Below are 26,838 nucleotides of genomic sequence, written 5' to 3'. Positions count from 1 at the left end.
CGCGACGCGCATAAATCCGCTGAACGCGCATAAATCCCGCTGAACGCGCATAAATCCGGCTGAACGCGCATAAATCCGGCTGAACGCGCATAAATCCAACCAAACAATAAAGAGACTTTCCCAAAAACCCTTTGATCCGTCATCGTTTAAGGATCCTGCTCGAAGGGACACGCATTCGCTGCGAAAACGCCGCTTGCTCCTGCCGTCTCCTTCTTTCAGCAGCAAGCCTGCCGATCGCAAAGGCGGGAAGAGGAATTCACGCCCTCTTCCCGCCTTTTTGTATTCTCTTTTCCCATTCCCTTTCACAAGGAATGCCGCTCACTTGCATCGCAGCAGGCCGATGACTGTCCGATCTCTTTTTCAACAGCCTGACGGTTCCTTCCGAGTCCATCGGAAGGAACCGTTCTGTTTTTCTATAGCGGCACGCCGCCGTTGATATGCAGGACTTGTCCTGTGACGTAAGACGAATCGTCCGACGCGAGGTAGACGTAGCCCGGCGCCAGTTCGTCCGGCTGGCCCGGCCGCTTCATCGGTACGTTCTGGCCGAATTTGTCCACTTTCTCTTTATCGAATGAAGCTGGGATGAGCGGGGTCCAGATCGGTCCCGGAGCCACGCCGTTGACGCGGATGCCCTTTTCGACCAATGATTGTGACAGCGCACGGGTGAACGCCAGGATAGCCCCTTTCGTCGCGGAATAGTCGATGAGATTCGGCTCGCCCCGGAACGCCGTGATCGATGTCGTATTGATGATCGATGCCCCTTCCTTCAGATGAGGAAGCGCGGCTTTTGTCAGATGGAACATGCCGAATACATTGGTCCGGAACGTCCGCTCAAGCTGTTCAGCCGATACTTCCTCAAGCGATGGCTGCGGATGCTGTTCAGCGGCATTGTTCACAAGCACGTCCAGTTTTCCGTATTGGTCGATAGTCTGCTTCAGCACTTCCCCGCTGAATTTCTCTTCGCCGAGATCTCCCGAAATCAGCAGACATTGCTGGCCGGCTTCCTCGACCAGCCGCTTCGTTTCCTTCGCATCGTCATGCTCGTCGAGGAAAACGATCGCCACATCGGCTCCTTCTTTGGCGAACGCGACGGCGACTGCCCGGCCGATCCCGCTGTCGCCCCCTGTGATCAGTGCCGTCTTCCCTTTCAAGCGCTGCGCTTTTCCGGCCAGATTTTCCCGGAATTCCGGACGCGGTGTCATGCCCGATTCTGTCCCGGGCTGATGCTGCTGGTGCTGTGGCGGCATATCCTGCGGTTTGTTCTTATTCATGCTGCACTCACCTTTCTTCGTTTATTTCGTCCTGTCAGAAGTTTTCCCGGTCCTTCCCGGATTAAACCGGCGCCCTTGTGCCAAATCGTGTACAATGGGGAAAAAGCCTGAAGGGAGTGAAAGACGATTCCATTCATCTCTTTCCCGGGCTGGAGCGAAGTGAGCAATTTCTTTTTTCTGTTCAATATCGTTCTGGCTCTCATCGTTGTCTTCTATGAGCGCAAAAACCCCTCATCCACCTGGGCGTGGATCATGGTGCTGTTTTTCCTGCCGATCATCGGCTTTTTCTTGTACTTCTTTTTCGGCCGCTCGTTCCGGAAGAAAAACCTCAAAAAACAGTCTGCATACCAGAACGGGGAACTGACCGCTTTTTCCGACAGGCAGCGGCAGGCCATATTGGATGGAACGTACTCCTACCCCGATTCTGTGCCCGAAAAACTCAAGGGTCTCGTGCGGATGAACGTCGCCACGTCGCTGTCGCCGCTTACCGATAACAATAAATTAAGTATTTTCACGGATGGAAAGGAAAAGTTCAAAGCCCTGTTCGACGATATCCGGCAGGCGAAGGACCACATCCACCTGGAGTATTACATTTATCGGAAGGACTCATTCGGGCAGGAACTGATCGACTTGCTGACGGAAAAGGCGAGCGCCGGAGTCAAGGTCCTGCTCCTGTACGACGATGTCGGATCCGATTCCCTGAAGGGGGATTTCCTGGAAGCGTTCATCGAAGCCGGCGGAAAAGCCCAGGCTTTCATGCCATCGAAGCTGCCGGTCCTCAATTCGAACATGAATTACCGGAATCACCGGAAAATCGCGGTCATCGACGGCACTGTCGCCTATACCGGCGGATTCAACGTCGGGGACGAGTACCTCGGAAAAAAACCGGCTTTCGGATTCTGGCGGGATACCCACCTCCGGATCACCGGCGGAGCGGTCCACACACTGCAGCACCGCTTCCTCCTTGATTGGAATGAAGCTTCCGCTACCCATCCGGTCAAATATGCCGACACGTATTTTCCTGTCGCTCCAGACAGGGACGGCGCATCGATCCAGTTCGTCCCGAGCGGACCGGATGATCCGTATACACAAATCAAAAACGGATTCCTGAAACTGATAACGGCTGCCGAGAAGAACATTTTCATACAGACGCCGTATTTCGTTCCGGAAAACACACTCATTGATGCGCTCCGTGTCGCTTCGCTGAGCGGGATCGATGTCCGGATCATGATTCCCGATAAGTCGGACCACCCGTTCGTCCATTCCGCCACTTTGTCATTCGCTGAAGACCTGCTGGATGCCGGAGTGAAAATCTATGCCTACCACAATGGCTTTCTTCATGCGAAACTGATCCTGATTGACGGACAGGCCTTCACCCTTGGCTCTGCAAACATGGATGTCAGGAGTTCGAAGCTGAATTTTGAAGGGAATGCCTTCATATACGACAGGGAAGCAGCTGAAAAAATGACTGAAATCTTCCAGCGTGATACAGCGCTCTCCAGCCAGCTGACACAGGAGTTTTTCGATCAGCGCAGCATTACGACCCGTATCCGGCACCGGTTTGCCAGATTGCTGGGTCCGCTTCTTTGATGAGAGAGACGGCCGGCGCGCTGCCCAGCCGTCTTTCTTCTGTCTTTACCGCTTAAGTATATGGTATAGTTTATTTATCAGAATTTTCTAAGAGACGGGGATGATTTCAAGTGAAGAAACCGATTGCCTGGATTACCGATTCCATGAGTTTTGTAACGGAAGAGATGCGGGAGAACCCGGATGTATATGTGGTTCCGCTCAATATCCATTTTGGGCAGGAAACATTCGAGGACGCGGTGGATCTGACTTCTGAAGAGTTGTACGAACGGATCCAGGGAGCAGAGGAATTCCCTAAAACTTCCCAGCCTTCCGCCGGAAAATTCGAGGAGCTGTACAAGCAATTACGGGAAGAATATGAGTGCGGCATAGCCGTCCACGGCTCTTCCCGGCTCAGCGGCACACTCGCCTCTTCCGTCTCGGGAGCGGAAATGGCCGGTTTCAAGCTGCATGCTGTGGATTCACTCGCTCTTTCCTACGGCATCACCGGACTTCTTGAGCGCGGGCTTAACCTGCAGCAGCAAGGGCTGATGCCGGAACAGATCGCGGAGCAGCTCCAAAACGAAACGGTGGACTTCAAAAATTACATTACGATCGGCAACCTGACACAGCTTTACAAGGGCGGCAGGATGAACGGCGTCCAGTACTACCTCGGCAGCCTGCTAAAAGTGAAACCGATTGTGCAGATAACAGAAGACGGGCAACTGGAGCCGATCGACAAAGTCCGTTCACAGAAAAAAGCGATGCAATATCTGGTGGACCGCGCTGTTGAAAGCTACCGGGAACACGGGACCTCGAAGTTCCAGATCATGCAGGCCAATGTCATTACAGAAGCGGTTTCCCTCCGTGAAGAAATTCTGAAGGAGATCCCCCACGCCCATATCCTGATCGGTGAATTGAGCACCGTGCTGGCAGTTCATGCTGGAGAAGGGACAATCGCCCTATTGTGGCGCAGCGAACCTGCTGTCTATAAATAATCCGATCAGCCCACCGCCTCCTGACGGCAGTTTCTGTAAGGATTTGTTACAATGAAAGCAGAACGCGATGCGCGAGGTGGTTCATATGCAGCATTTGGAAAGGGAAATCACGGATCCCGTCCGCCTCTGTAACGAAAAGGGGCAGCTGAATCCGGAAGCAATCGGCTTTGCAAGACAGCCGCTGATCGAAAGCAATCTCCGCGGCCATTTCCTCCGGAAAAAGCGCTGGAATCACTGGTGCGTTTTCGGACCGGAAATCTCCTTCTCCATGACCGTCAGCCACTTTGACTATGCTGTCGCCTGCTCGGTGTATTTTTTGAATTACGACAACCAGCGATTCCATGAAAAGTCCATTGTCCTCCCGTTTCCAAAGTCGATGAGGATCGGATCGAAAGCGTTCGAATCGTGTCATTTTTCACATGAAGGCCTGGCCATCGAACTTAAAGACAGCGATGGAAAAACAGAAATGTCCATTGAAGCGGATGACTTTGATAATGAAACCCTTCATGCTGAACTGGAAATCCGGCATCCCGATTCCTGTGACTCCCTGAACGTCGTCATCCCGCGCAGCCGTAACTTGTTTCAGCTTACCGGCAAGTACCCGTCCCTTCCCGTGAAAGGATCGGTCCGGATCGGCGACCGGAAGTATGAATTCGACCCTTATGACAGTTTTGCGTTCCTCGACTGCAGCCGGGGCATCTGGCCCCGTGAAACAGCGAGGAACTGGGCGATCGCTTCCCAGCGGGTCGATGGCAGGATCATCGGTCTCAATTTCGGCGGGAAATGGACCGACGGAACGGGCATGACCGAAAACGCCTTTTTTGTCGACGGGGAAATGGTGAAGATCCACGAGGATGTTTTCTTCAATTACAGCCGCACGGATTACACCGTTCCCTGGGAAATACGGACAAAGTTCTCAGATGATGTCCGCCTGGATTTCTTCCCGTTTTTTGAAAGAGCCGCGAAAAGCAACCTGCGTCTTCTTAAATCGGAGATCCATCAAGTGTACGGCTATTTCAAGGGGTACGTCCGCTATCCCGATGGCCGGAAACTGAACATCCGGCAGCTTCTCGGCTCAGCGGAAGACTACTATGCGAAATGGTGAATGAATGCGAAAAAGCGGCAAGAGGAACCGATTCCCTCTGGCCGCTTTTTTGCGTCCGTCTTTTCTGCTCCCGCGGGCCGCTAGAGTTCCGAACGGATCGCCCACAGTTCCGGGAAGAAGGAATGATCGAGCACCCGCTTTAAATAACTGACACCCGACGAGCCGCCAGTCCCTTTCTTGAATCCGATGATGCGCTCCACTGTTTTCATATGGCGGAAGCGCCACTGCTGCATCCAATCCTCGATATCGACCAATTTCTCCGCCAGCTGGTACAGTTCCCAATGCCTGGGGGTGTTCCGGTATACTTCCTTCCACGCTTCCTCCACGCTGGCATCCGATTCGTGTGATTCCTCAGGGTCCCGGTCCAGCACGTCCAGATCGATCGTGAACCCGCTCCTCGCCAGCTTTCGGATCGCCGCATCGTATAATCCCGGTGAACGGTACGCGTCCAGCAGTTCTTCGTGCAATTTTTCATCCTTTTCGTAAATCGCCAGGACATGAGGCGTTTTGTACCCGAGCGTAAATTCGATCAGCCGGTACTGGAACGACTGAAAACCGCTCGCATTTCCGAGCGCACCCCGGAATTCCATGTACTCCGCCGGTGTCATGGTCGCAAGCACATCCCACGCTTTAATGATCTGTTCCTGGATTTTCGACACGCGGGCGAGCTGCTTGAACGCCGGCTGCAAATCATCCGAATCAATGTGGCGGATCGCCGCCCGGAGCTCGTGCAGAATCAGTTTCATCCACAGCTCGGATACTTGATGGATGATGATAAAAAGGGTCTCATCGTGATGTCCGCTCAGTTCTTGCTGGGCATCCAGCAGCTTCTCCAGATGCAGGTAATCCCCGTATGTCATGTCTTCTTTGAAATCCGTCCGGATTCCGTGTTCGCTTTGATCCATACACCGCTAACCTCCCTGACTCTTCTTCCGCTCGGCTGTCTTCCTTCATTGTAGCTGTCTGTCCATCACTTGCCATCCGCCTTTATGATTGATTTTTTAAAAATGGGGAATAAGAACACTACGTACTTAGTATTGGAAAGGGTGAACGTCTATGGGGCGCAATAAATACAGAATCGCCGCCGGAATCGGATTCGCGTCCATTCTGGCGCTTGGAGCCTGTGATTCCGGCGACGAAGTCACGGAGCATGTCGGTGATGAACTCCCTACTCCCGCTGAAACGCCTGAAGAAGCTGATCCGGGCGGCGGTGTGGACGAAGCAGGCGGTGTCGCTTTCGGGTTCACGGATCTTGAAGTGGAAGCCGTACTGGCGGAAGGCGGCGATTTCTATGCAAGCTACGAAGAAGAACGCGATGATGTAACAGCGGAATATCAGAATGCCGCAGAAGAAGTGGACGTCGAAGGGAATGACGCCTGGGATGCGATCGAGCCGGCGATTCAAGAACTGGAAATCGATCCGGAGATGACTGACGAAGAAGTGCTCGCAGCTGTCGCCGAGGCTTTCGGAATCGACGGCGCATATGAATCGCTATCTGTTTCGGTCACTTATGAAGACGGAACGGAAGAAGAATATGAAGCGGAATTATAAGCTGAAAAACGGACTGACCGGAAATCGGTTTCCACCGACTCCGGACAGTCCGTTTTTTATTATGCGCCGCTATTGTCTGCGCCAGTAAGCTACTGTTTCCACAGGAAGAAAACCGGCCCGTTCGTATAGCCGGATTGCGTCGTTGTCCGTCTCCACGTCCAGCATGACGCCGGACAGTCCCAAATCGGCCGCAAGTTTCCGGCTCCAGTGAAGAAACGCCTCCCCATACCCGTTCCCACGGGCTTCCGGATGAGTTCCCAGCGCCGTAATCCACAGACAGTCATCTTCCGTGAATGTCGTCGCTGAAGCGACTGTCCGTTCTTCCGCCTTCATCAGCCAGACGAGGCGCGCCGAATCGGCTATGTTATGCGCCAGCACCGGCAGGATATCATCATCGAATGCAGCTGCAAGAACATGTGCCGCCTCGTCTGCGCCATCTTCCCCTTCAGCGGGCGCGACGATCACCCCTGCCGGCAGGCTGAAATCAGGGCGCGGTTTCGCTCGCAGCTGCATTTCCTTGAATTCGGAGACGTATCCGAGGCTGTCCAAAAACTCATCGGTCCCGTCTTCCTCAATACAGGCGGCGAGCGCCCCTTCAGCTCCCCGCTGCTCGAGTCCATGATGGATCCCTTCCGCCAGTGCTTTGCCGATGCCCAGCCGGCGGAGATCCGGAGCCACGACAGCCGACCATTCGTAATGGTGCATGTTGACGATATCGATCGCCGTCGCGAACCCCTTCAATTCCCCTTTATCCGTATAGGCCAGCACCGCAAATCCTCTGGCGTCATCAGAGCGCCAGACCGCCGCGCCGGTGACTGTCCGGTAGTCTGTTTCGAGTCCGTCCAGCAGCCGCAGCATATCCCCGGCGGTTTCAGCGCTGAGCGGAAACGACTCGATGGATAATGAAAGCTCCATCCGCTTCATCCTTCCTGCCTGTTTTCAGTCTATACTACCATAAACCCGCCGATTCAAATAGAGCCATCTGTTTATTGTCGGCCAGACAGGCCAGGAATCCGGAACGGTCACAGTTTGGCGTCTTCGAGCATTTTCGTATAGCGTCCATTGCGGCTTACAAGCTCTTCCTGCGTGCCGGACTCGACAAGTTCGCCGAGCTCCATGACGAACACGAGATCCGCCTGGCGGACAGTGTTGAGCCGGTGCGCGATCACAAAACTTGTCCGCCCTTCCATCAGCCGTTCCAGCGCTTCCTGGATCCGCAGTTCGGTCACCGTGTCGATGCTGCTCGTCGCTTCGTCGAGCAGCAGGATGGCCGGATCTGCAACGAGGGCCCTTGCGATCGACAGGAGCTGTTTCTGCCCCTGGCTGATCATCGAACCGTCCCCTTCGATGACCGTATCGTATCCGTCAGGCAGTTTTTCGATGAAGTCATGGGCATTCGCTTTCTTCGCCGCTTCTTCGACTTCTTCGTCGGTCGCGTCCAGCCGGCCATAGCGGATGTTTTCGCGGACGCTCGTTTCGAACAGGAACGGATCCTGCAGGATGAAGGCGATCTGGCGCCGCAATGTCTCCCGCGGCATATCCGTAACCGGAATGCCGTCCAGGCGGATCTCGCCTTCATTCGCATCATAAAACCGGGCCAGGAGCTGCATGATCGTCGTCTTCCCGGCTCCTGTCGCGCCGACGAGCGCCGCCGTCTGCCCCGGCCGGACAGCGAACGAGATATCCCGGACCGTCCACTCCTCGTCGGTCCCTTCATACTTGAACGAAACGCGGTCGAATTCGACCCCGCCCTTCAGCACCGCATCCCGATGCCCCTCGGCGTCATCCCGTTCGACCGGCTCTTCCGTAATCGCAAAAACCCGTTCGGCACCGGCGATCGCGGACAGCACAGTATTAAACTGGTTTGCCAGGTCATTGAGCGGCCGCGTGAACTGGCGGGCATACTCAGTGAAGATCACAATGACACCAATCGTCACATGCTCAGTCGTCAGCGCCAATATCCCGCCGACACCGGCCACGAGCGCAAAGCTTGCATTGTTCAGGAAGTTCATCACTTTGGGAATAAACCCGGCATATGTCCAGGCCCAGAACGCGGTGCGCCGCAGATGTGCGCTTTTATCCGTGAACTCGTCGAACACACGCGGCTCCTGCGAAAACGCTTTGATGATCCGCTGTCCGGATACCGTTTCCTCGATATAGCCATTCAGTTCCCCGATCGCTTTCTGCTGTTCCTTGTAAAGCCGGCTCGTCCGCTTCGTGATCCACCGGATGGCCATGAACATGACCGGTATGACGACCAGCGTGAGGACCGTCAGGATGGGACTGAGCGTAATCATGACCACCGCTGTCCCGATGACTGTCAGGATGCTCGAGAACACTTGGATGAATGAACTGTTCAATGTGACACTGACATTTTCGATATCATTCGTCATGCGGCTCATCAGTTCGCCGTGCTGCCGTTTATCGAAAAAAGTGACCGGCAGCTGCTGCATATGACTGAACAGCCGGGTCCGCATCCGGTAAACGACCTGCTGGGCAATGCCGACCATCCAATAATTCTGGAGATAGAGCGCCACAGACAGCCCCGCATACACGGCGACCAGCCAAAGGACGACCGACCCCATCCCCGTGAATTCGCCGGGGACGATGAACGCATCGACCATATAGCCGACCAGGTACGGACCGAGGAGCGTCAGGCCGGAACTGACGACGACAAGCGCAAGCACGGTGATCAGCAGCACCCGCTGCTCATCGACAAGCCGCCAGATGTTCAAGAGTGTCGATTTCCAGTCGTTCGCCCGCTCTGTTTTTTTGGCCGCTTTTTTGTCCAGGTCCGCTTTTTTCAGCAGCGGTTCATAACCGAACGGCCGCCGGATGGCATCAAACATATTCGTTCACCTCTTCCTCCTGCTGCGAAAGCGCAATCTGTCTGTAGAGTACGGAAGATTCGAGAAGTTCCTTATGCGTGCCGTACGCTTCGATCCTCCCGCCGTCCAGGAGCAAAATCCGGTCCGCTTTCAGCGCTGTCCGGATTTTTTGCGTAACGACCAGCATCGTCGCCTGTTCCTGCTCCAGCTCCTTCCACAGCGCAGCTTCCGTTTTCACATCGAGTGCGCTTGTCGAATCGTCCAAAATGAGAACAGACGGCTTCCGCACAAGCGCGCGGGCGATCGACAGGCGCTGCTTCTGACCGCCTGACAAGTTGACTCCTTTTTGCCCGACTCTCGTTCCGTAGCCTTTCGGAAAACGCTCGACCGTTTCATGGATCTGCGCTTTCTTTGCCGCCTGCGACAGTTCCGGTCCGGCGGCTTCCTCTTTCCCCCAAGACAAATTGTCGGTGATCGTCCCCGTGAACAGCAGCGACTGCTGCGGCACAACGCCGATCGTCTGGCGGAGCGGCCGCAGCGCCCAATCCCGCACGTCCCGGCCATGGATCAGCACGCGTCCTTCCGTCGGCGCGTAAAAGCGCGGAATGAGCTGGAGAAGTGTCGATTTCCCCGCACCCGTCGCTCCCATAATCGCGAGTTTTTCGCGCGGCGCCAGCCGGAACGAGATATCATCCAGTACCTTCACATCGGTTCCGGGATACGTGAAGGATACCCGGTCGAACACCACTTCCCCTTCCTTGACGGCATCCGCCTGTCCCGGTTCTTCCTGTTCGCCGCCGTCCCGTTCGGTGAGCACTTCTTCGATCCGGCCGGCTGATGCCTTCGCGCGCGCGTACGCCATAATAATGAAGGCGAACATGGAAAAGGCGATCGTCATCCGGGTCGCATAGTTGATGATGGCGACAAGTTCCCCGATCTGCGCGTCCCCCTGGCCGATCTGCCGGGCGCCGAACCAGATGACCGCGAGCAGCGACACGTTCATGCCGAACAGCAGCACGGGCATGACGGTCTCCATGACCCGGAAAGCCCGGACCGTGTCCATCTTCAGCAGAGAAGCGACGGTGCTGAAGCGGTCCGATTCGAATTTCCCGCGCAAGTACGCCTTGATCAGCCGGACCGCCTGCAGGTTCTCCTGGCTCACCCGGTTCACTTTATCCAGCCGCTTTTGCACCTGTCCGAACAGCCGGACCCCCCGCCGGACCATCAGGACGAGGAACAACAGCAGGAAAGGCCCCAGGATGACAAGATAGAACGCGAGCGACGGATTGACGACGAACGCCATGATGACGCTGCCGAGGACAAGAAGCGGCGCACGGAGCATGATCCGCAGGCTCATGTAGAGGACGTTCTGCACCATCGTGACATCGCTCGTCAGCCGGGTGATCAGCCCGGAGGAAGGGAATTTATTGAAAGCAGCCAATGAAAATGACTGGATCCGCCGGAACAGTCCCTGCCGCAGGTCGAAGCCGAAGCTCTGGGATGCGTGGGCGGCGAAAAACGAGTTGATGATTCCCGCCGCAAACGCCGTGAAGGCGAGCGCCATCAGCACGCCGCCCCACATCAGAATCGCCTGGCGGTCACCGGCGACGATCCCCTCATCGATGATCCGGGCGATGATGAGCGGCTGGAGCAGCTCGACCGCCAGTTCGGTCAGCATGAGCAGCAGCGCAACCGCAATGTATTTTTTGTATGGCCATGCGTAGGAATAGACTGTCTTCACTGCCGCCCGCCTCCTTTTCCTTTCGATACTCGAATAATTCTTCCACCAGTATGCCATATTCCAGGACAGAACTGTAGTTTCAACTGCTGCCGAATCGCCTCCGCTGCTGCAACTTTCAGAAGCACCAGAACTGTCAGGCACTTTTTCCCGGAAAATGAAAGCAAAAATCTATATTTATTCGTGAAAAAGACCTTAAGTTAAATAAATATTCAGGGACTTTTAGCACCGATGTTCCGGAAACTAATGACGGTATCACTATTTTTATCTATAATAAAACCCAGAACTATATAAAGGGGCGTCTTGTGATGAGTGAGTGGCAGGAATTGCTTTCCAGCAATCTCGTTTTTAATCATATCCCATTCCCGATCGTCATAACAGATAAAGACGGTTGTGTCGTCTGGTGCAGCCAGCACGCGGAACGGGCATTTCATATACAGTTGGAAGATGTAAAAGGGGAATATTTCCCCTTCATGCGCCAGGAGAAAGCGGCGCAGTTCAAGACGTCTTGGGAGAAGATCCTCCGGAGCCGCCATCCGGTCCGGTTCGAGAATGTGGAAGTCCGTCTGCATGACGGAAGCCACACGGCGACGACGATGGTCGCCAAAGCGTTCACTTCCGGCAGCAGCCGGTTCGTGATGACGCTGTTCGAACTCGACGAATTCGAAGAAAGCGATACGACGCTTCAGGAACTGACCAGCCTCCGGGACGGGCTCAGCGAGTCGTTCATGATGCTCTACTTCGATAAAGATCATTTGATCACATATGCTAACCCCTTGTTCCTGAAAAACAGCAAGTGGACGCCGAAACGGATCATCGGGCGGCCGGTCTGGCAAATGTTCGCCGATACGCCGGAAGACCGCCAGTTCGTGGAAAACATCCTGAATACGCTGGAAAGCGGCAAGACGTGGACCGGCGAAGCGAAGAAAATGAAAAAAGACGGGGAACGCTATTGGGTGAACTTGACGGCGATCCCGATGCTCCTGCCTGAAGACGAAAAGTACTATATCTTCCTGGCAAGGGACATTACGAAAATCAAGCAGTTCCAGGATCACTTGGAGGAAGTCGCGTTCATCGATCCGGTGACGGGACTTGAAAACAGGCACCGGCTCGAACAGATCGTGAACGAAGCCATCCAGGAAGAACGCCATTTTTCGTTCGTTTACTTGAACATCGACCAGTTCTATACGCTGACCGATGTGTCGGATGCGGACGTGGAAAATGAGCTTCTCACGGAATTCACGAACCGGCTCCGCATGTATTTCTCGGATACGGCGATCACCCGGACAGGCATCCATGAATTCGCGCTTGTCACACCGCTCAGCGACTGGTTCATCGAAGGGTTCGTCCATTACCTCCAGCAGCATCCCATCTACATACGCGGCTCTGCGATCCCGCTGAAAATCAGCGGATCGATCACCCGCTATCCGGAGGACCAGCAGTCGTTCATCCATTTGATGAAGGCTTCGCATGCCACGATCGACAAGGTGAAAAGCCAGGGCGGCGGCACCATTTCCGCGCTGTCTCCGCATGATCACGACCGGCTGAACCGGAAAGCGCTGATCGAAAAGCGCCTTCTCCATGCGCTGGACCGCAATGACCTTCAAGTGCTGTATCAGCCGCAGGTCGATATCCTGACCGGCCGGATCACCGGCGCGGAAGCGCTCGTCCGCTGGCGGGATGAGGAAGCCGGGATCGTTTCACCGGATGAACTCATCCCCATCGCGGAAGAGACCGGTCTGATCCACGACATCGGCTTGTTCGTGCTCGAAAGCGTCTGCCGCCAGATGAAGGACTGGGCTTCCCGCGGAATCCAGCTCCACGTGAGCATCAACTCTTCCGTCCGGGAATTCCGGGATAAGGATATGGCGCGGCTCGTACAGGAACACCTGGAACAGAACGGCTGCAGTCCCAATATGCTGACGATGGAGATCACGGAAAAGTTCGCGCTCGAAGCGGAAGCGGAACGGTCCATCACCCGGCAGATGATGCTGCTGCAGCAAAGCGGTGTGACGTTCGCGCTCGATGATTTCGGAACAGGCTACGCCTCTTTCCGATACATGCAGCTCCTTCCGATTTCCGAGCTCAAAATCGACAAGCAGTTTATCCAGGCACTCAGTCAGCAGGAGAAAATGCCGAAACTGGTCAGCGGCATGATCCAGTTCGGTAAATCGATGGACTTCAAAGTCATTGCGGAAGGCGTCGAGACGAACGAGCAGTTCGAGGTGCTGCGGTCGCTCGGCTGCGATGTGACACAAGGCTACCTTTCAGGCCACCCCGTCGAAGCGTCCGAGCTCGAACGGTGGCTGAAATCCGGTGAATAACAGACAAAAGGAGCGTCCCGTCAGAGGGATGCTCCTTTTTCACGTTTTCGGTGTTTCGGTTTGAAAATGAGCTGCATGAATACTTCCGCAAATACGAGGCCCATCGCGATCGCTCCTGAAATCATCAGCGCTTCCCCCGCATAACCCATCGCGGTCAGATAGTCGTTTTCGACGACATTGAGCATCGCATTGAACGCCCGGCCGCCCGGAACCAGCATGATGATGCCGGAGACGCTGAAAATGATCATCGGCATCCGGAACACCCGCGACAGCAGGTGTGCGGCAATCGCCACAATGAATGCGCCGAAGAACGTCGCCTGCACCGGATCGCCTCCGAGGCCGACATACAGACTGTGCGCCAGCCAGCCGCTCATCCCGACGATGCCGCAGCTGACGAGCGTCTTTGCGGGTGTATTGAATATGATGCTGAACGAAACAGCCGCCAGGAAAGCGAGCACCGCTTCCAGTACCCAGGCCATCGAATCCCTCCTTTATTCTCAGGGACCGTCACTGCACGTCTTTAAAACGACAGCACGAGCGCGATCCCGGCACCGATAGCGAACGCCGTCAGGAAAGCTTCCGCCCCTTTCGACAAGCCGGAGACGAAGTGGCCCGCCATCAGATCCCGCACGGCATTGGTGATCAAAAGCCCCGGCACGAGCGGCATGACCGAACCGATGATAATGCCATCCAATTCTTCGCCGAGCCCCACGCCGACGACTGCGTATGCCAGCACCCCGATCAGGACCGCCGCCACGAATTCCGCGAAAAACCGGATACGGGTCAGCCGTTCGATCCGATCGGTGATAATAAACCCCGTGCCGCCGATCACCGCGGCATACGGCACATCGGCCCGCGCACCGCCGAACAGAAGCAGGAAACAGCCGCTTGCAACGGCAGCCGCGAAAATCTGCAGCCGCAGATCGAATGAAGTATGGCTGCTCTCGATCGACATCAGTTCCTCATAAGCTTCCTGCAATGAAAAATCGCCGGCCACGAGCCGGCGCGAAACTGCATTGACCAGCGCCACTTGTTTCAGGTCCGTCCTCCTGGAGCGGATGCGCACAAAGCGGGTCGGCTGCTCGTCGCTCGGCGAAAACATGATCCCGGTCGGTGTGACCGAGCAGTGCGAGTTCGGCATGAGCTGAGAGGTGGCCATCCGTTCCATCGTATCTTCGACGCGATACGTTTCCGCGCCGCCTTCAATCATCAGTCTGCCAGCGAGCAGGCAGCACTCAAGTGCGAGTTCACGCCTCGTTTCACCTGCCTGATGCATTGCGCATCCCTCCTTCCCGTTAATCATCTTAACGCAAACCGCAAAAAAAGACACGTCCCCGTCAGGAGACGTGTCCGGCCGTGGTTCGCTAAGGTTTCAAAATGACTTTCGTACACTCGTCCGTCCGGTCATTGAAGATTTTGTAAGCGGCTGCCGCCTGTTCCATCGGGACAATGTGGGAAATGATTTCACGCGGATCGAACTCGCCTTTGGCGATCATGTCGAACAACTTCGGCATGTAGTGGATGACCGGCGCCTGTCCTGTCTTCACCGTGATGTTCCGCTCGAAGATATTACCGAGCGGAAAAGCGTTGTAATACAAGCCGTACACGCCGGTCAGCTGGATGGTGCCGAATTTCCGCACCGCATCTTTTGCAATGTTGATGGCGCTCAGCGTGCCGCCCTGGATCTTCAGTTTCATCCCTGCTTTTTCGAACGCATTTTTCTTGCCGTCCATTCCGACACAGTCGATGACGACATCTGCGCCGCCGTTTGTCAGGTCATTGATGTATTCCCCTGTATCGCCGTGCTTCGTGAAGTCATACACTTCCACATTATTCATTTCTTTCGCTTTCTGCATCCGGTACAGAACATGGTCCACCGCAATGACCCGGCTCGCGCCTTTCATCCAGGCGAATTTCTGCGTCAGCAGTCCGACCGGCCCGCAGCCAAGGACGACCACGACATCGCCCGGCTTCACACCGGCGTTTTCGACGCTCCACCAGGCGGTCGGCACGATATCCGACAAAAACAGCACGGATTCATCGTCCACTTCCGCGGATTCCGGGATTTTGAATGGCATGAAGTTTCCATACGGTACGCGCATGTATTCCGCCTGGCCGCCGGCATAATTTCCATACCGCTGGGTGTAGCCGAGGTAGCCTCCGGCGTCGATATGCGGATTACCGTTCGAGTTGTCGCACTGGCTTTCCATGTCATGTGTACAGTAGTAGCAATGTCCGCAGCTGACGTTGAATGGCAGGACGACACGGTCACCTTTTTTCACTTTCGTCACATCCGGGCCAACTTCTTCGACGATCCCCATCGGTTCATGTCCGATGACGTAGTCGTGGTATGTCGGAATGGATCCGTTGTAGATGTGCAAATCCGATCCGCAAATGGCAGTGGAGGTGATCCGGACGATGAGGTCATCACGGTCCTGGAGTCTCGGGTCTTCGACTTCCTTTACCTGTATGTCCTTTGTTCCCTGGAACGTTACCGCTTTCATTACTTTCCCCTCCATCACAGTAAGTATGGTTTCCCATTCCCTGATCGTCCAAGGAAAAAACATGAAAACCCGGCAGCTCTTTCCGCTGCCGGGCAATCCGCTCACTGGATAAGCACATCGATCAATTCGAACGTGGACAAGTCGTAACTGGAGATGCTGTCCGTTCCGACTGTATACAGCGTATCGCCGCTGTACAACAGGCGCTGGACCGTATCGAGCGGGTCGAGTGCGGATGATTCCGCCTCTTCCGTCAGCATCGCAGCCCGCTCGATCCCCTGCTCGGTAATCCGGAGAACAGCGGCCCCTTCCGCCTGGAGGGTGATGCCGCGGTCCTGCCGCTCCCCGTAAATCGTGACGGGAAATCCGTACAGGCTGCGTTCAGGTTCGATGAACAGCGCCTTATGATCATACTGGATCGGAGAATATGTCCCCCGTCCGCCGATGATTTCCACATCTTTCTCGATTGGGTTGGAAAAGTCGCTGATGTCGAACAGGGAAACTTTCAACCCGCCGGTCATAACGAGCGGTTCCGCGCCTTCAACCGGCTTCAGCTCTGTCTCCGAACCGAATCCGATCAAGTGGTCTTCCCCGAGCGGGTGGAGATAATTCGAGAACCCTGGGATTTTCAGTTTCCCGAGCACTTGAGGAGCTGCCGGCTCGGATACATCGATGACGAACAGCGGATCGGTCTCCCGGAAGGTGACCAGGTAAGCGGTATCCTCCATGAACCTCGCCGAATAAATGCGCTCGCCTTCAGCCAGTCCGCGCAGTGCCCCCACCGTCTCCAGCTGCCCGTCCAAAATGAACAGATGATTCGCGGAAGGTTCCGTACCTCCCCACCAGCCGCCCTCTGTCGTCGCGACACGGAGATGGCCTTCGTGTTCATCCATCGAAAACTGGTTCAGCAGCCGGCCAGGCACTTCAGCCGAGGCGGCAAAACCGACATCCGTCCCGTCCAGTGCGAACTTGAAAATCTCCGTATTGGCGGCATCCGGCGCCCAGATGGCAATGTCCGCTTCATTTTCCTCCTGCTGTTCCGGCGGCAGGTAGGCTGTCGCGGTCAGGTAAAGCGTATCCTCGGTCATGTACAGCTGTTCACTGGAGCCAAGGAAGCCCTTTGTCGACAGTTCGTTCTGTCCGGGTCCGCTGATGTCGATGGCAGAGATGATGCTGTAGGTGCCTTCCAGTGTGCCGGGCAAAATGGAGATCTGATCGTAGTCCAGCAGTTCCGGTTCGCCGCCATTCCTGGAGTCGTACACCGACGGGCGGAGTTCCGCCTCCCCGATCTCTTCCATGTGCCAGATCATCGGCCGGACGTTCGTCACGAAATAGAGGATCCCGCCGGTGAGTCTCGCACTGTTCAAATGGCCTTCCGTCCCGAATTCCCGCAGCAGCTCAGGTGCCGCCGGGTCAGTGATATCGTACAGAAAAATCGACGTCATCCCCGCCTGCGGCATGATGCCGTGGACTTCACCGGCCGGCGGAGGCGTGAAACGGTTTCCGAAGACGATCAGTGTCTCTCCCGATAGCATCAGCTGTGCGGGGAACACATCCGGACCGAACGTCAGTTCAGCGGCGACCTTCAGATCGGAGGGATTGCGGATATCCGCGATTGATACCGCCTTGCCTTCGACCGAATAAATGAACGAGCCGTCTGTCTTCACTATGTCCGCTTCGTCCACGCCGGCCTCCTGGGTGTTCGTCACCGAATGGCCGCTCTCTTCACCGGACGATTCGGCAGAAGCGGCTTCTTCCGTTGCTTCCCCTTCAAGGAATGCGCCGAACCTGCTGTCGTTCTCCATCAGTTTCGCCAGCCGGGCGAAATAATCTTCCAGCTCTTCTTTTTTGGAAAGGGTCCGGATCTCCTGCTGGACCGTGAACGGAATGCGGTCCATGGCGAGCGTCCGGAAGAAACCGCCTTTAAGCGCCCGGTCGCTGATATGCAGCGTGTAGTCCCCTTCCGGCAGTGAGGCGATTTCCAGCGTCTGCCCGCCCCGGCGGATCGTCATCTCCGGCTGCAGCTTCTCGCCGGATCCATCCGTCACATAAATCTCACCGCGGTCTATCGCTTCCGGCTGGAGCGGCGCGGAAAAATTCACCCGAAGCCCTGAATCTTCCAGAACGACCGAGGAAGCGCTGACCGAAACCTTATCGATCATAAACGCAAATCCGACGCCCAGCGCCGCGATCACGATGGCCACCAGCAGCCAGCCTGTCCGTTTGCTCATTCCCTGTCACCCTCTCTTTCCGCTATTTTACCATTAGACTGCCAGCGGCAAAATAAGTTTCACGGAATGTGGACGGCTGAAGGAGGTCCCGGACCCGGAAGCCGGGTTCGGTCCTGCTCAGCTGAACGGCCAGGCCGGCAGCATCCGGTTCAGCGGCCGGTCTTCCCGGTTCCCGAGCACGTAATCCGCCTGCATCAGCGTATGGATCTCCCGGGTCCCTTCATAGATGACCGGCGCCTTTGAATTGCGCAGGAAACGGGCGACCGGATAGTCATCCGAGTAGCCGTAAGCCCCGTGGATCTGGAAGGCATCATCCGCCGCCTGATTCGCAAAATCACACGCCTGCCACTTGGCGAGCGACGTCTCCCGCGTATTCCGGATCCCTTTGTTCTTCAGCTCGCCCGCCCGGTACACGAGGAGCCGGCTCATCTGATAGCCCGCCTCCATATTCGCCAGCATCCGTTTGACGAGCTGATGGTCCCCGATCGGCTTGCCGAACGTCTCCCGTTCCCTGCAGTATTTCACGCTGGCTTCAAGGCATGCCTGGATGAGCCCGCACGCACCGGCAGCCACGGTGAACCGGCCGTTGTCGAGCGCCGACATGGCGATCTTGAATCCTTCGCCTTCTTCACCGAGCCGGTTTCCCGCCGGAATCCGGACATCTTCAAAAAACAGTTCGCCGGTGTTCCCTGAACGGATGCCGTACTTCCCTTTGATCGCTTTCGACGAAAATCCGGGACGTGTCCGTTCGACAATGAAGGCCGTGATGCCTTTATGTTTTTTTGTTTTATCTGTATAGGCGAACACGAGAAAGTGATCCGCTGAATCGCAGAGGGAGATCCACGTCTTCTGCCCGTTCAGGACGTAGTCATCGCCGTCCCGGACAGCGGTAGTGGCGAGCGCCGCGACGTCGGACCCCGCTCCGGGTTCTGTCAGACCGAACGCCCCGATCTTCTCTCCTTTTGCCTGCGGGGTGAGGAACTTCTGCTTCTGTTCTTCGGTCCCCCATTGCATGAGCGTCATGCAATTCAAGCCGGTATGGACCGACACCGCCGTCCGGAACGCCGTGTCCCCCCGTTCGAGCTCCTCGCAGACGATGGCGAGCGAATTGTAGTCCATGCCGCTGCCGCCATACTCCTCCGGCACGCACACACCCATCAGTCCGAGGTCGGCGAGCCGCTGCCAAATGGCCGGGTCGAAAGCGCCCGCTTCTTCCCATTCACGGATATGCGGAATGATTTCCTCATCCGTGAATTTCCTGACGGTGCGCCGCAGCATCTCCTGCTCTTCTGTAAATTCGAAATCCATGCCATCAGCCCCCTCTCATGTGTTCTGGAAATGGGACCGCCGGACCGTTTTCGTAATCACGACGCCCCGCTTTTTCATTTCTTCGATATACGTTTCGCCCGGCACTGCGAGCTCCGGCGGCCAGACACCGCGTTTTTGGATGGTCCCTTCCCCGATCATCTGCGCCACTGCGGAAATCGTATAGGCGGTCGCCTGCGCCATCGCGGTCACACCGGTCTTTTCATCTTTTTCCGTCACCATGTCGAACTGGTGCGTAAGCGCCTCTCCGTCTTTATTGCCTGAGACCGCGACCCGAAGCACGACCGCATCCCGCTTGTCGCCGAGCGCCGTGATCGGCGTGAGCACTTCGCGGAGCACTTCGCGCACCTTCACCGTATGGCCGTCCACTGTGACCGTCTTGTCCCGGTCCGTCAGCCCGAGGTCGACGAGCAGCCGGAACTTGTCCGCATGGCCTTTGTAACGGAGTGTTTTATATTCCAGCGTGTCGATGTCACGGAACGTTTCTGTCAGCGTGGAAGTGCCGCCGGATGTATGGAACGCTTCCAGTTCCCCGAAATCTTCGAAATACACGTGTTCAATCTCCGACAGGGAAGCCACTTCCTCAAGCTTCCCTTTCCGGATGACATGGGATATGTCTGTGTAGTGGTCGAACACTCCATCGAGCGAAAAGACATGATTATACTCAAGCGGCGGCTCCGGGTCGACCGGAATACCGCCGACATACAGCCGGATCACCCGGACCTCATCGAGTTTTTCCGCTCCGCAGCCGGCCAGGATGTTAATCATGCCCGGCGCGACCCCGAGATCAGGAATGATCGTGATCCCTTTCCGTGCCGCCTCTTCGTGGAGTTCCAGCACCGCATCAGTCGCGCCGCCGATATGGCCGCCGAGGTCGACTGAATGGACCCCCGTCTTCACCGCCATCCTGGCGACCCGTTCGTTGAACGTGTAGAACAATGCATTGATGACCACATCGGCACGCGCCATGACCCCTTCGAGTTCACCGTCATCCGATGCATCCATCCGTACGACTTCCAGCCGGTCATCCGCCAATTCCGCTTTGAATGCTTCGGCCTGTCCAGTGTCCCGGTCCGCCAGAAATACAGCCTCCACTTTTTTATTCCGCAATAAATCCCGTGCCGCCTGTTTCCCCATCAGTCCTGCACCGAGTACTGCCACTTTCATACGTCCATCCCCCTTATGTGTCAGATTTCGTTATCGATCTGCGCCCGCTGCAGTTTTCCGCTGTAATCGACATAGACGCTCTTCCATTCCGTGAAAACGTCCAGCGCGGCGACGCCGGAATCCCGGTGCCCGTTCCCCGTCCCTTTCGTCCCGCCGAACGGCAGATGGATTTCAGCGCCGGTCGTTCCCGCGTTGACGTAAACGATTCCGGTGTCGAGGTCCCGCTGCGCTGCGAATACACGGTTCACGTCCTGCGTAAAGATCGAGCTCGACAATCCGTAGATAACCTGATTGTTCACATCGACCGCTTCTTCGAAGCTGCCGACTTCGATCATCGAAATGACCGGACCGAATATCTCTTCCTGGGCGATGCGCATGTCGGGCGTGACGTCCGTGAACAGTGTCGGCGCATAGTAATTTCCTTTATCGTACGGCGCTTCGGCCATGATTTTCCCGCCGGCGGCCAGACGGGCGCCTTCTTCCTGACCGATTCCGATGTAGGAATGGATTTTTTCCAGCGCCTGTTTGTTGATGACCGGGCCGATTTTGACGGATTCGTCCAGACCATCCCCCATCGTCAGTGTTTCCATCCGCTCCAGGAGCTTCGACTGCAGTTCTTCTTTCACCGCTTTATGGACAATGACGCGGCTGCATGCGGTGCAGCGCTGCCCGGCTGTCCCGAAAGCGCTCCATAGGATGCCTTCGACCGCCAAATCGAGATCGGCGTCGTCCATGACGATGACTGCGTTCTTCCCGCCCATTTCAAGCGATACTTTCTTCAGGTTGCGCCCGCACGCTTCCGCCACTTTTCGGCCGGTATCCGTCGAGCCTGTGAAGGAAATGACGCGGATGTCCGGATGGTCGATCATGGCGGTACCGACTTCCGAACCTGATCCGAACACAATGTTCGCCACCCCGTCCGGCAATCCCGCCTCCTTAAAGATTTTCGCCATTTCATACGCCATCATCGGCGTCTCGGTCGCCGGTTTCCAAAGGAACGTATTGCCCGCCACAATCGCCGGGAACGATTTCCATGTCGCGATGGCAACCGGAAAATTCCATGGCGTGATAAGGCCGACGACGCCGATCGGGGCCCGGATACTCATCGCGAATTTGTTTTCCAGCTCTGATGGCACCGTCTCGCCGAACAGCCTGCGCCCTTCACCTGCCATGTAGAACGCCATGTCGATGCCTTCCTGCACTTCGCCGCGGCCTTCCTCGATCACTTTGCCCATTTCCTTCGTCAGCACTTGCGCGAGCTGCTCTTTCCGCTCTTTCATCAGCCGGCCGATTTCATATAAATACGACGCCCGTTTCGGCGCCGGCACTTTCGCCCAATGCTTTTGCGCCGCTTTCGCCGCCGCTGCTGCCCGGTCGACGTCCGCCGCCTTGGACAGCTGCACCCGGGCCAGCTCTTCGCCGTTCGCCGGATTCAGGACAGCGGTAAACTCCGCCCCTTCTGCTTTCTGCCATTCCCCGTTGATAAAATTCATCAGCTCCATCCTGCTTCCCCTCCCCTTTTTTGAAAACGCTTACATATCCTCTTATTCTCCATCCGTCTGCCAAATCCTGCCGGTAAGAAAAAGAAGTTCCTTTCCGGTGCCGTTCCGGTGCCTGGCACCAATTTTCTGAAAATTGGTGCCAGGCACTCCGCCTAAACAGTTATAATGAAAGAAGAAACCAAATGGAAAAGGAGAGACGAACATGGAGGCAAAGGAACTGTTGATGCAGCAGTGGGCGAGCTGCCTGGATGAGGAGGATTGGTTTTTGCCGATGAAGCCGGTGCTGGAGAAACTGACTGCGGAACAGGCACTGTGGAAACCGGAAGAAGGACCGGCAAACTCGATCTGGGAAACGGTCCGGCACTTGCTGTTTTACAAAAAACGCCTGCTCGTCCGCGTTAAAGGAGAAGGAGCTAAGGAACCGGCCGCAGCAGACAATGACGCCACTTTCTCGATTCCGGACACATCACCCGACAGTTGGGTCCAAGACCGGGACGAACTGTTCTCGGTCCACCGCGCACTCGGTGAAATACTTGCCGGTTCTGATGAAACTTCCCTTTCTGCGCCGGTGCCGGGTGAACGCACGCTTGCCCTTGAAATGAAAAGCCTGGCGATGCATGATGCCTACCATATCGGTCAAATCGTGCTGCTCAGCAAACTGCAGGGCACATGGCCGGCGGCGCGGCGGTTTGGTTGAATAGAATAGACACAAAAAGAGAGCCGATCCGGCCCTCTTTTTGTTACATCGTCGGTTGTACCGCCTTGAAGTCAGGACTCAATTCGCTCCAGACATCGAACTTATTGCCGTCCGGGTCGGTGAAGACAAAATTCCTGCCGGCATGCCCTCTGTTTTCGATGTCCCCGATGCGGACTCCCTGTCTTCTTAAATGGTTATGTACATCTCTCAGCGCAGCCAGCCCGTCGACTTCAAATGTCAGTGAAAAACGTTCTACTCCAGATGCATCAGCGAAATTGGCAAGCTGCCCCTTTTCCGATCTCACTAGAAAAAAACTTTGATTCGCAAAATCGAGGATCGCTTTCTCTCCGTCCTGATATTTGCAAACTGCTCCCAGGCTGTCCGCATACCATTTCGCGGAAAGCGCCACGTTCGTTACAGGAATGTAGACCGTCCCCACTCTGACTAATATTCCGGTCACTTGATCTTCCCCCCCTTCTCACTGTCATTTCCATCATATCAAAAAGCCGACCGGCTCTCCGGTCAGCTTTTTCGTCAGGCCAATTTTTTCAGTTTCCAGATGAACCACACACCCGGCACGAGCAGCAGCGCGGATGCGGTGATACCGCCTGAAATGGATGTGTAGAGCGCGATGAGTCCGACAAGCGGACCGCCGGCAATCTGGCCGAATGCGTCGAGCTGGCCGAACATCGACAGTGCGGTCGCGCGTCCTTTCGACTGGAGCCGCTCGTTCGTCATGACGTTCATGAGCGGATAATTGATGTTGCGGAGTGCGCCGGTTACGAAAAACAGCAGCACTGCAACCATGAATTCCCCTGCCCAGGCGAAGCCGGCCATCGACAGGACGAGCAGCGAGTTCGCAACGAGCAGAACCGATGCATAACGGCCCTGCACGTACTTTTCGACGAACCGCAGCACCGCGATGTTAAGGAGGAATGCGATGGCGTAAAACGCCCCGAACCAGTAGATCGCCTGTTCATTCGGCAGGTTGAAATCCTCGATGAACAGCGCGCCCCAAAGCCGGTCATAACCTTCGGAAGCGAGGCCCCACATTAGGGTCACGACGGCGAGCGCAACAAGTGTGCGATTGCCGCGGATCTGACCGAAGCCCCCGCTGAGCGCTTCTTTCATATCGGCTAGCCCGGTCGAGCCTTCCCGCTTCGTCGTTACGAATTTCGTTTCCGGCATGAGACCGAACGCGAACAGTGCCAGGATGCCGAGTAGAATTCCGGCTGCCACGATGGTGAATTGCACTGAGAAGAGAGAAGCGATGCCGACGCTCACTGCAATGCCGAGGAAACGGCCGAACGAACTGATCTGGGCACCGCGGAGAAACACTTCATCCAGGTGCCGGCCGTCCATTTCATCCGCAATCCATGCCTGTTCGGCTCCGCTGATGAACGTCCAGCCGATCCCCCATAAAGCGGAAGCGGCCGCGATCGCCCAAAATTCCGGTATGCTCCCCTCCAAAATGTGCGCGAAGCCGAGAACACCGGTTCCGATACAAAGGGAGAGCTTCCGTCCAAAGCGGTCGGCGGTGAGGCCTGTCGGCAGCTCGAACAGCAGGACCGATAATTCCATGATCGTCCCGATCAGGACGAGCTGCAGCGGATTGAGATCCGCCACCGATACATAGTAGATGGCATTCAGGGTGAAGACCATCTGGATGAGCAGGGAACGCGTCCCCGTCACTGTGTAATACATTTGCTGAACTGTCAATTGTGTAATCCTCCGTTTAATTAAGATGACGGAGGTTTTGTCCTATTTCAGTACAGAACCTCCGAATGGGGTTGGGGCTGTACAGAAAAGACTGTCATAGTCGTCCACTCCTTTTTTACAGATGCATTCATTGTACGGAAAGGCCGAACGGTTGGCAATCTCATTTTTTCGCCGCCCTTCTTGCCGAAACCGGTTGACGCTGACGGTCCGTGACTGTTTAATGGAGGGAAAGACAAGATTTCCAGAGGTGATGATTGATTGTATAAAGTACAGGAAGCAGCGAAAATTGCCGGCGTCAGTGTCCGGACACTTCACCACTATGACCATATCGGCCTGCTGAAGCCGTCGGATGTCGGGGAGAACCGCTACCGCTATTACAGTGATGACGACTTGAAGTCCCTTCAGCACATCCTTTATTTCAAAGAAGTCGGTTTTCCGCTGAAAAAGATCCAGGAAATCGTTTCGAACGGTTTCGACCATTCCCACGCCCTGTCCCAGCACGCTGAACTGCTGGAAGCGAAAAAAGCGCGCATCGAGAAACTGCTGGCCGGTATCGACCGGACGCGTGAAGAACTGGCCGGTGAAACTTCTTTGGCCAATGAAGAACGGTTCGGCCCGTTTCTGGAAGGACCGGATTTCAGCGCGGACCGCTACATAAGCAGCCCTGAGCCCGCATCTGCAGCCGCACCCGAATCCAGACCCGAAACAGCCGCCGGGGAAACGGATGACGTAGGGGCGGAAGCCGACCGGATCTACCGTGCGATCGCGGACCGGATGGACCTGTCCCCTTCCGATGAAGCGATCCAGCGGGAAATCGCGGCTTACTACCGGCTGCTGAACCGGTCGTTCGACTGTTCCCCTGCCGCGTTCCGCCGCCTAGGGGATCTGTATGTCAGCGACAGCCGCTACACGGCGAGCATCGACCAGCACGGCGACGGCCTCGCGGTCTACTTGCGGGAAGCGATGCTGATCTACGCGGAGAAGCTTGACCATGCGTGAGCTCATCGGCACGTGCGTCCGCTGCGGCAAGGAAGTCTACTGCATGGATGGGTTCTTGAACGGAGTGTATATCGGGAAGGAACTTTTATGTTTTGCGTGCGCGGATGAAACGGAAGACGAGGAATGATAAAAGCAGCCGGGAAACTTCCGGCTGCTTTCGTGTTTGATTATACAGAGGCTTGTTCTTTCAGCGCATCGAGGCGCGCCTGGAATTCTTCCGGAGTCAGGCCGTTTTCCGCCGCATAACGGTTGCGCGGATGTTCCCGGCACTCGTCTGAGCAGGAACGCAAATACTTGTGCTCGTTTTCTTCGGAAGCCAGAATCTTCTTGTTGCACTCAGGATTCGCGCAATTGACGTAGCGCTCGCATGGCTCGCCCGTGAAATGGTCGCGGCCGACGACGACATGCTCGACTTGATTGACCGGCACAGCGATGCGCTCATCGAAGACGTACAGCTGCCCGTCCCACAATTTGCCCTGCACTTCCGGATCTTTGCCGTAAGTCGTGATGCCCCCGTGGAGCTGGCCGACGTTCTCGAACCCTTCCCGTTTCAGCCAGCCGGAGAACTTCTCGCAGCGGATGCCGCCCGTGCAGTACGTGAGGACTTCTTTGCCTTCCAGGAGTTCCCGGTTTTCTTCGACCCACTTCGGCAAGTCGCGGAAGTTTTCGATATCCGGGCGGATCGCGCCGCGGAAATGGCCGAGGTCATACTCGTAATCGTTTCTCGCATCCAGCAAGACGGTGTTTTCATCCTGCATCTTCTTATAAAATTCAGCAGGCTCCAGGTAAGTGCCTGTCAGTTCGTTCGGATTGATGTCGTCAGCCAGGCTCAGGTTGACGATTTCCTTGCGGTGGCGCACGTGCATTTTCTTGAACGCGTGGCCATCCGTTTCGTCGATTTTGAAGACGATGTCAGAAAAACGGGAATCCGCTCTCAGCATGTCCATGTATTTCTCCGTCTGCTCGATCGTGCCCGAGCAGGTGCCGTTGATGCCTTCTTGGCCGACGAGGATGCGCCCTTTCAGTCCGAGCTCCTTGCACGCTTCGAGGTGCTCGGCCGCGAACGTCTCCGGATCGTCGATCGGCACGTATTTGTAGAATAACAGTACATTGTAAGTATGATTTTGCATGAATCATACCTCCTTGGCGTTATGTGTTTGTTTACGACTGTTTCCGTAAAAAACCTTTCCTATTTTACAATAAAACACAGTGATTTTCAATTGCCCGGTGAGCCGCTGCGCAGTTGCTGGATATTCGCCAAAAGACTGGCAGATAAATCAAATTCATATATTGTATGCGCATGCTAACTAATTGT

Annotated in this window: 23 protein-coding genes; 8 read left to right on the top strand and 15 right to left on the bottom strand. The window is 55.8% G+C overall.

Going from position 1 to position 26,838, the window contains the following annotated elements; all coding sequences use genetic code 11:
- Window positions 1–413 precede the first annotated feature (413 nt).
- A complete protein-coding gene (locus CCE92_RS15115) occupies window positions 414–1,271 on the bottom strand; it encodes an SDR family oxidoreductase (protein WP_088009429.1) in 858 nt (285 codons plus the stop codon).
- A gap of 159 nt (window positions 1,272–1,430) precedes the next feature.
- On the opposite strand from CCE92_RS15115, the gene cls reads away from it, so the two are divergent.
- The 3 genes from cls (at window position 1,431) to CCE92_RS15100 (ending at window position 4,940) form a co-directional block, all read left to right on the top strand.
- Window positions 1,431–2,861 (top strand): cardiolipin synthase, encoded by a 1,431-nt coding sequence (cls, locus tag CCE92_RS15110; protein ID WP_241536077.1) that lies wholly within the window; start codon window positions 1,431–1,433, stop codon window positions 2,859–2,861.
- Between the two features lie 110 nt (window positions 2,862–2,971).
- Window positions 2,972–3,835 (top strand): fatty acid kinase binding subunit FakB, encoded by an 864-nt coding sequence (gene fakB / locus CCE92_RS15105; protein ID WP_088009427.1) that lies wholly within the window; start codon window positions 2,972–2,974, stop codon window positions 3,833–3,835.
- A gap of 85 nt (window positions 3,836–3,920) precedes the next feature.
- Window positions 3,921–4,940 (top strand): DUF2804 domain-containing protein, encoded by a 1,020-nt coding sequence (locus CCE92_RS15100; RefSeq protein ID WP_088009425.1) that lies wholly within the window; start codon window positions 3,921–3,923, stop codon window positions 4,938–4,940.
- An 80-nt stretch (window positions 4,941–5,020) separates the two neighbouring features.
- Here the strand turns inward: CCE92_RS15100 and kynA are convergent, their stop codons facing one another.
- Window positions 5,021–5,845: a tryptophan 2,3-dioxygenase gene (gene kynA, locus CCE92_RS15095; RefSeq protein WP_088009423.1), complete on the bottom strand. Its 825-nt coding sequence runs from the start codon at window positions 5,843–5,845 to the stop codon at window positions 5,021–5,023.
- A 151-nt stretch (window positions 5,846–5,996) separates the two neighbouring features.
- Between kynA and CCE92_RS15090 the strand changes: the two genes are divergently transcribed.
- Complete coding sequence (locus CCE92_RS15090) at window positions 5,997–6,491, top strand: YusW family protein (RefSeq protein ID WP_088009421.1); 495 nt, start codon at window positions 5,997–5,999, stop codon at window positions 6,489–6,491.
- 69 nt (window positions 6,492–6,560) lie between these two features.
- On the opposite strand, the gene CCE92_RS15085 is transcribed toward CCE92_RS15090, so the two are convergent.
- From CCE92_RS15085 to CCE92_RS15075, 3 genes are all read right to left on the bottom strand, one after another.
- Window positions 6,561–7,406 (bottom strand): GNAT family N-acetyltransferase, encoded by an 846-nt coding sequence (locus CCE92_RS15085; protein WP_162287895.1) that lies wholly within the window; start codon window positions 7,404–7,406, stop codon window positions 6,561–6,563.
- A gap of 107 nt (window positions 7,407–7,513) precedes the next feature.
- Entirely contained in the window at window positions 7,514–9,340 is a 1,827-nt protein-coding gene (locus CCE92_RS15080) for an ABC transporter ATP-binding protein (RefSeq protein WP_088009418.1), read from the bottom strand.
- Window positions 9,333–11,060 (bottom strand): ABC transporter ATP-binding protein, encoded by a 1,728-nt coding sequence (locus tag CCE92_RS15075; protein ID WP_088009416.1) that lies wholly within the window; start codon window positions 11,058–11,060, stop codon window positions 9,333–9,335. The genes CCE92_RS15080 and CCE92_RS15075 overlap by 8 nt, the downstream gene beginning before the upstream one ends.
- A gap of 305 nt (window positions 11,061–11,365) precedes the next feature.
- Between CCE92_RS15075 and CCE92_RS15070 the strand changes: the two genes are divergently transcribed.
- A complete protein-coding gene (locus tag CCE92_RS15070) occupies window positions 11,366–13,381 on the top strand; it encodes a bifunctional diguanylate cyclase/phosphodiesterase (protein WP_088009414.1) in 2,016 nt (671 codons plus the stop codon).
- A 20-nt stretch (window positions 13,382–13,401) separates the two neighbouring features.
- On the opposite strand, the gene CCE92_RS15065 is transcribed toward CCE92_RS15070, so the two are convergent.
- The 7 genes from CCE92_RS15065 to CCE92_RS15035 all read right to left on the bottom strand — a co-directional run bounded on the left by CCE92_RS15065 (window position 13,402) and on the right by CCE92_RS15035 (window position 22,108).
- A complete protein-coding gene (locus CCE92_RS15065) occupies window positions 13,402–13,860 on the bottom strand; it encodes a threonine/serine exporter family protein (protein WP_088009412.1) in 459 nt (152 codons plus the stop codon).
- Between the two features lie 41 nt (window positions 13,861–13,901).
- Window positions 13,902–14,657 (bottom strand): threonine/serine exporter family protein, encoded by a 756-nt coding sequence (locus CCE92_RS15060; RefSeq protein ID WP_088009409.1) that lies wholly within the window; start codon window positions 14,655–14,657, stop codon window positions 13,902–13,904.
- Window positions 14,658–14,745: 88 nt separating this feature from the next.
- Complete coding sequence (locus CCE92_RS15055) at window positions 14,746–15,885, bottom strand: zinc-dependent alcohol dehydrogenase (protein ID WP_088009407.1); 1,140 nt, start codon at window positions 15,883–15,885, stop codon at window positions 14,746–14,748.
- A gap of 101 nt (window positions 15,886–15,986) precedes the next feature.
- Window positions 15,987–18,113 (bottom strand): beta-propeller domain-containing protein, encoded by a 2,127-nt coding sequence (locus tag CCE92_RS15050; RefSeq protein ID WP_088009405.1) that lies wholly within the window; start codon window positions 18,111–18,113, stop codon window positions 15,987–15,989.
- 117 nt (window positions 18,114–18,230) lie between these two features.
- Complete coding sequence (locus CCE92_RS15045) at window positions 18,231–19,421, bottom strand: acyl-CoA dehydrogenase family protein (RefSeq protein WP_088009403.1); 1,191 nt, start codon at window positions 19,419–19,421, stop codon at window positions 18,231–18,233.
- A 15-nt stretch (window positions 19,422–19,436) separates the two neighbouring features.
- On the bottom strand, window positions 19,437–20,606 hold the full coding sequence (locus CCE92_RS15040) for a saccharopine dehydrogenase family protein (RefSeq protein ID WP_088009401.1): 1,170 nt from the start codon (window positions 20,604–20,606) through the stop codon (window positions 19,437–19,439).
- A gap of 20 nt (window positions 20,607–20,626) precedes the next feature.
- Window positions 20,627–22,108 carry an aldehyde dehydrogenase family protein gene (locus CCE92_RS15035; protein WP_088009399.1) on the bottom strand — a complete coding sequence of 494 codons (1,482 nt, stop codon included), beginning with the start codon at window positions 22,106–22,108 and terminating at the stop codon, window positions 20,627–20,629.
- Between the two features lie 202 nt (window positions 22,109–22,310).
- On the opposite strand from CCE92_RS15035, the gene CCE92_RS15030 reads away from it, so the two are divergent.
- Window positions 22,311–22,805, top strand: a complete 495-nt coding sequence (locus CCE92_RS15030) for a DinB family protein (protein WP_088009397.1) — start codon at window positions 22,311–22,313, stop codon at window positions 22,803–22,805.
- Window positions 22,806–22,848: 43 nt separating this feature from the next.
- On the opposite strand, the gene CCE92_RS15025 is transcribed toward CCE92_RS15030, so the two are convergent.
- Entirely contained in the window at window positions 22,849–23,265 is a 417-nt protein-coding gene (locus CCE92_RS15025) for a VOC family protein (protein ID WP_088009396.1), read from the bottom strand.
- 74 nt (window positions 23,266–23,339) lie between these two features.
- Window positions 23,340–24,524: an MFS transporter gene (locus CCE92_RS15020; RefSeq protein WP_088009394.1), complete on the bottom strand. Its 1,185-nt coding sequence runs from the start codon at window positions 24,522–24,524 to the stop codon at window positions 23,340–23,342.
- 258 nt (window positions 24,525–24,782) lie between these two features.
- Between CCE92_RS15020 and CCE92_RS15015 the strand changes: the two genes are divergently transcribed.
- Window positions 24,783–25,523 carry a MerR family transcriptional regulator gene (locus CCE92_RS15015; RefSeq protein WP_088009392.1) on the top strand — a complete coding sequence of 247 codons (741 nt, stop codon included), beginning with the start codon at window positions 24,783–24,785 and terminating at the stop codon, window positions 25,521–25,523.
- Window positions 25,516–25,650, top strand: a complete 135-nt coding sequence (locus CCE92_RS16330; protein ID WP_277621528.1) for a hypothetical protein — start codon at window positions 25,516–25,518, stop codon at window positions 25,648–25,650. Before CCE92_RS15015 ends, CCE92_RS16330 begins: the two co-directional genes overlap by 8 nt.
- A 40-nt stretch (window positions 25,651–25,690) precedes the next feature.
- On the opposite strand, the gene trhO is transcribed toward CCE92_RS16330, so the two are convergent.
- Window positions 25,691–26,653, bottom strand: coding sequence for an oxygen-dependent tRNA uridine(34) hydroxylase TrhO (gene trhO, locus CCE92_RS15010; protein WP_088009390.1), 963 nt, complete (start codon window positions 26,651–26,653; stop codon window positions 25,691–25,693).
- Window positions 26,654–26,838: the final 185 nt, after the last annotated feature.

The sequence above is a fragment of the Indiicoccus explosivorum genome (assembly GCF_002167005.1).
Taxonomy (GTDB): domain Bacteria; phylum Bacillota; class Bacilli; order Bacillales_A; family Planococcaceae; genus Indiicoccus; species Indiicoccus explosivorum.
The sequence above is the reverse complement of the archived record's forward strand: the minus strand, read 5'-3'. Positions and strand labels throughout refer to the sequence as shown.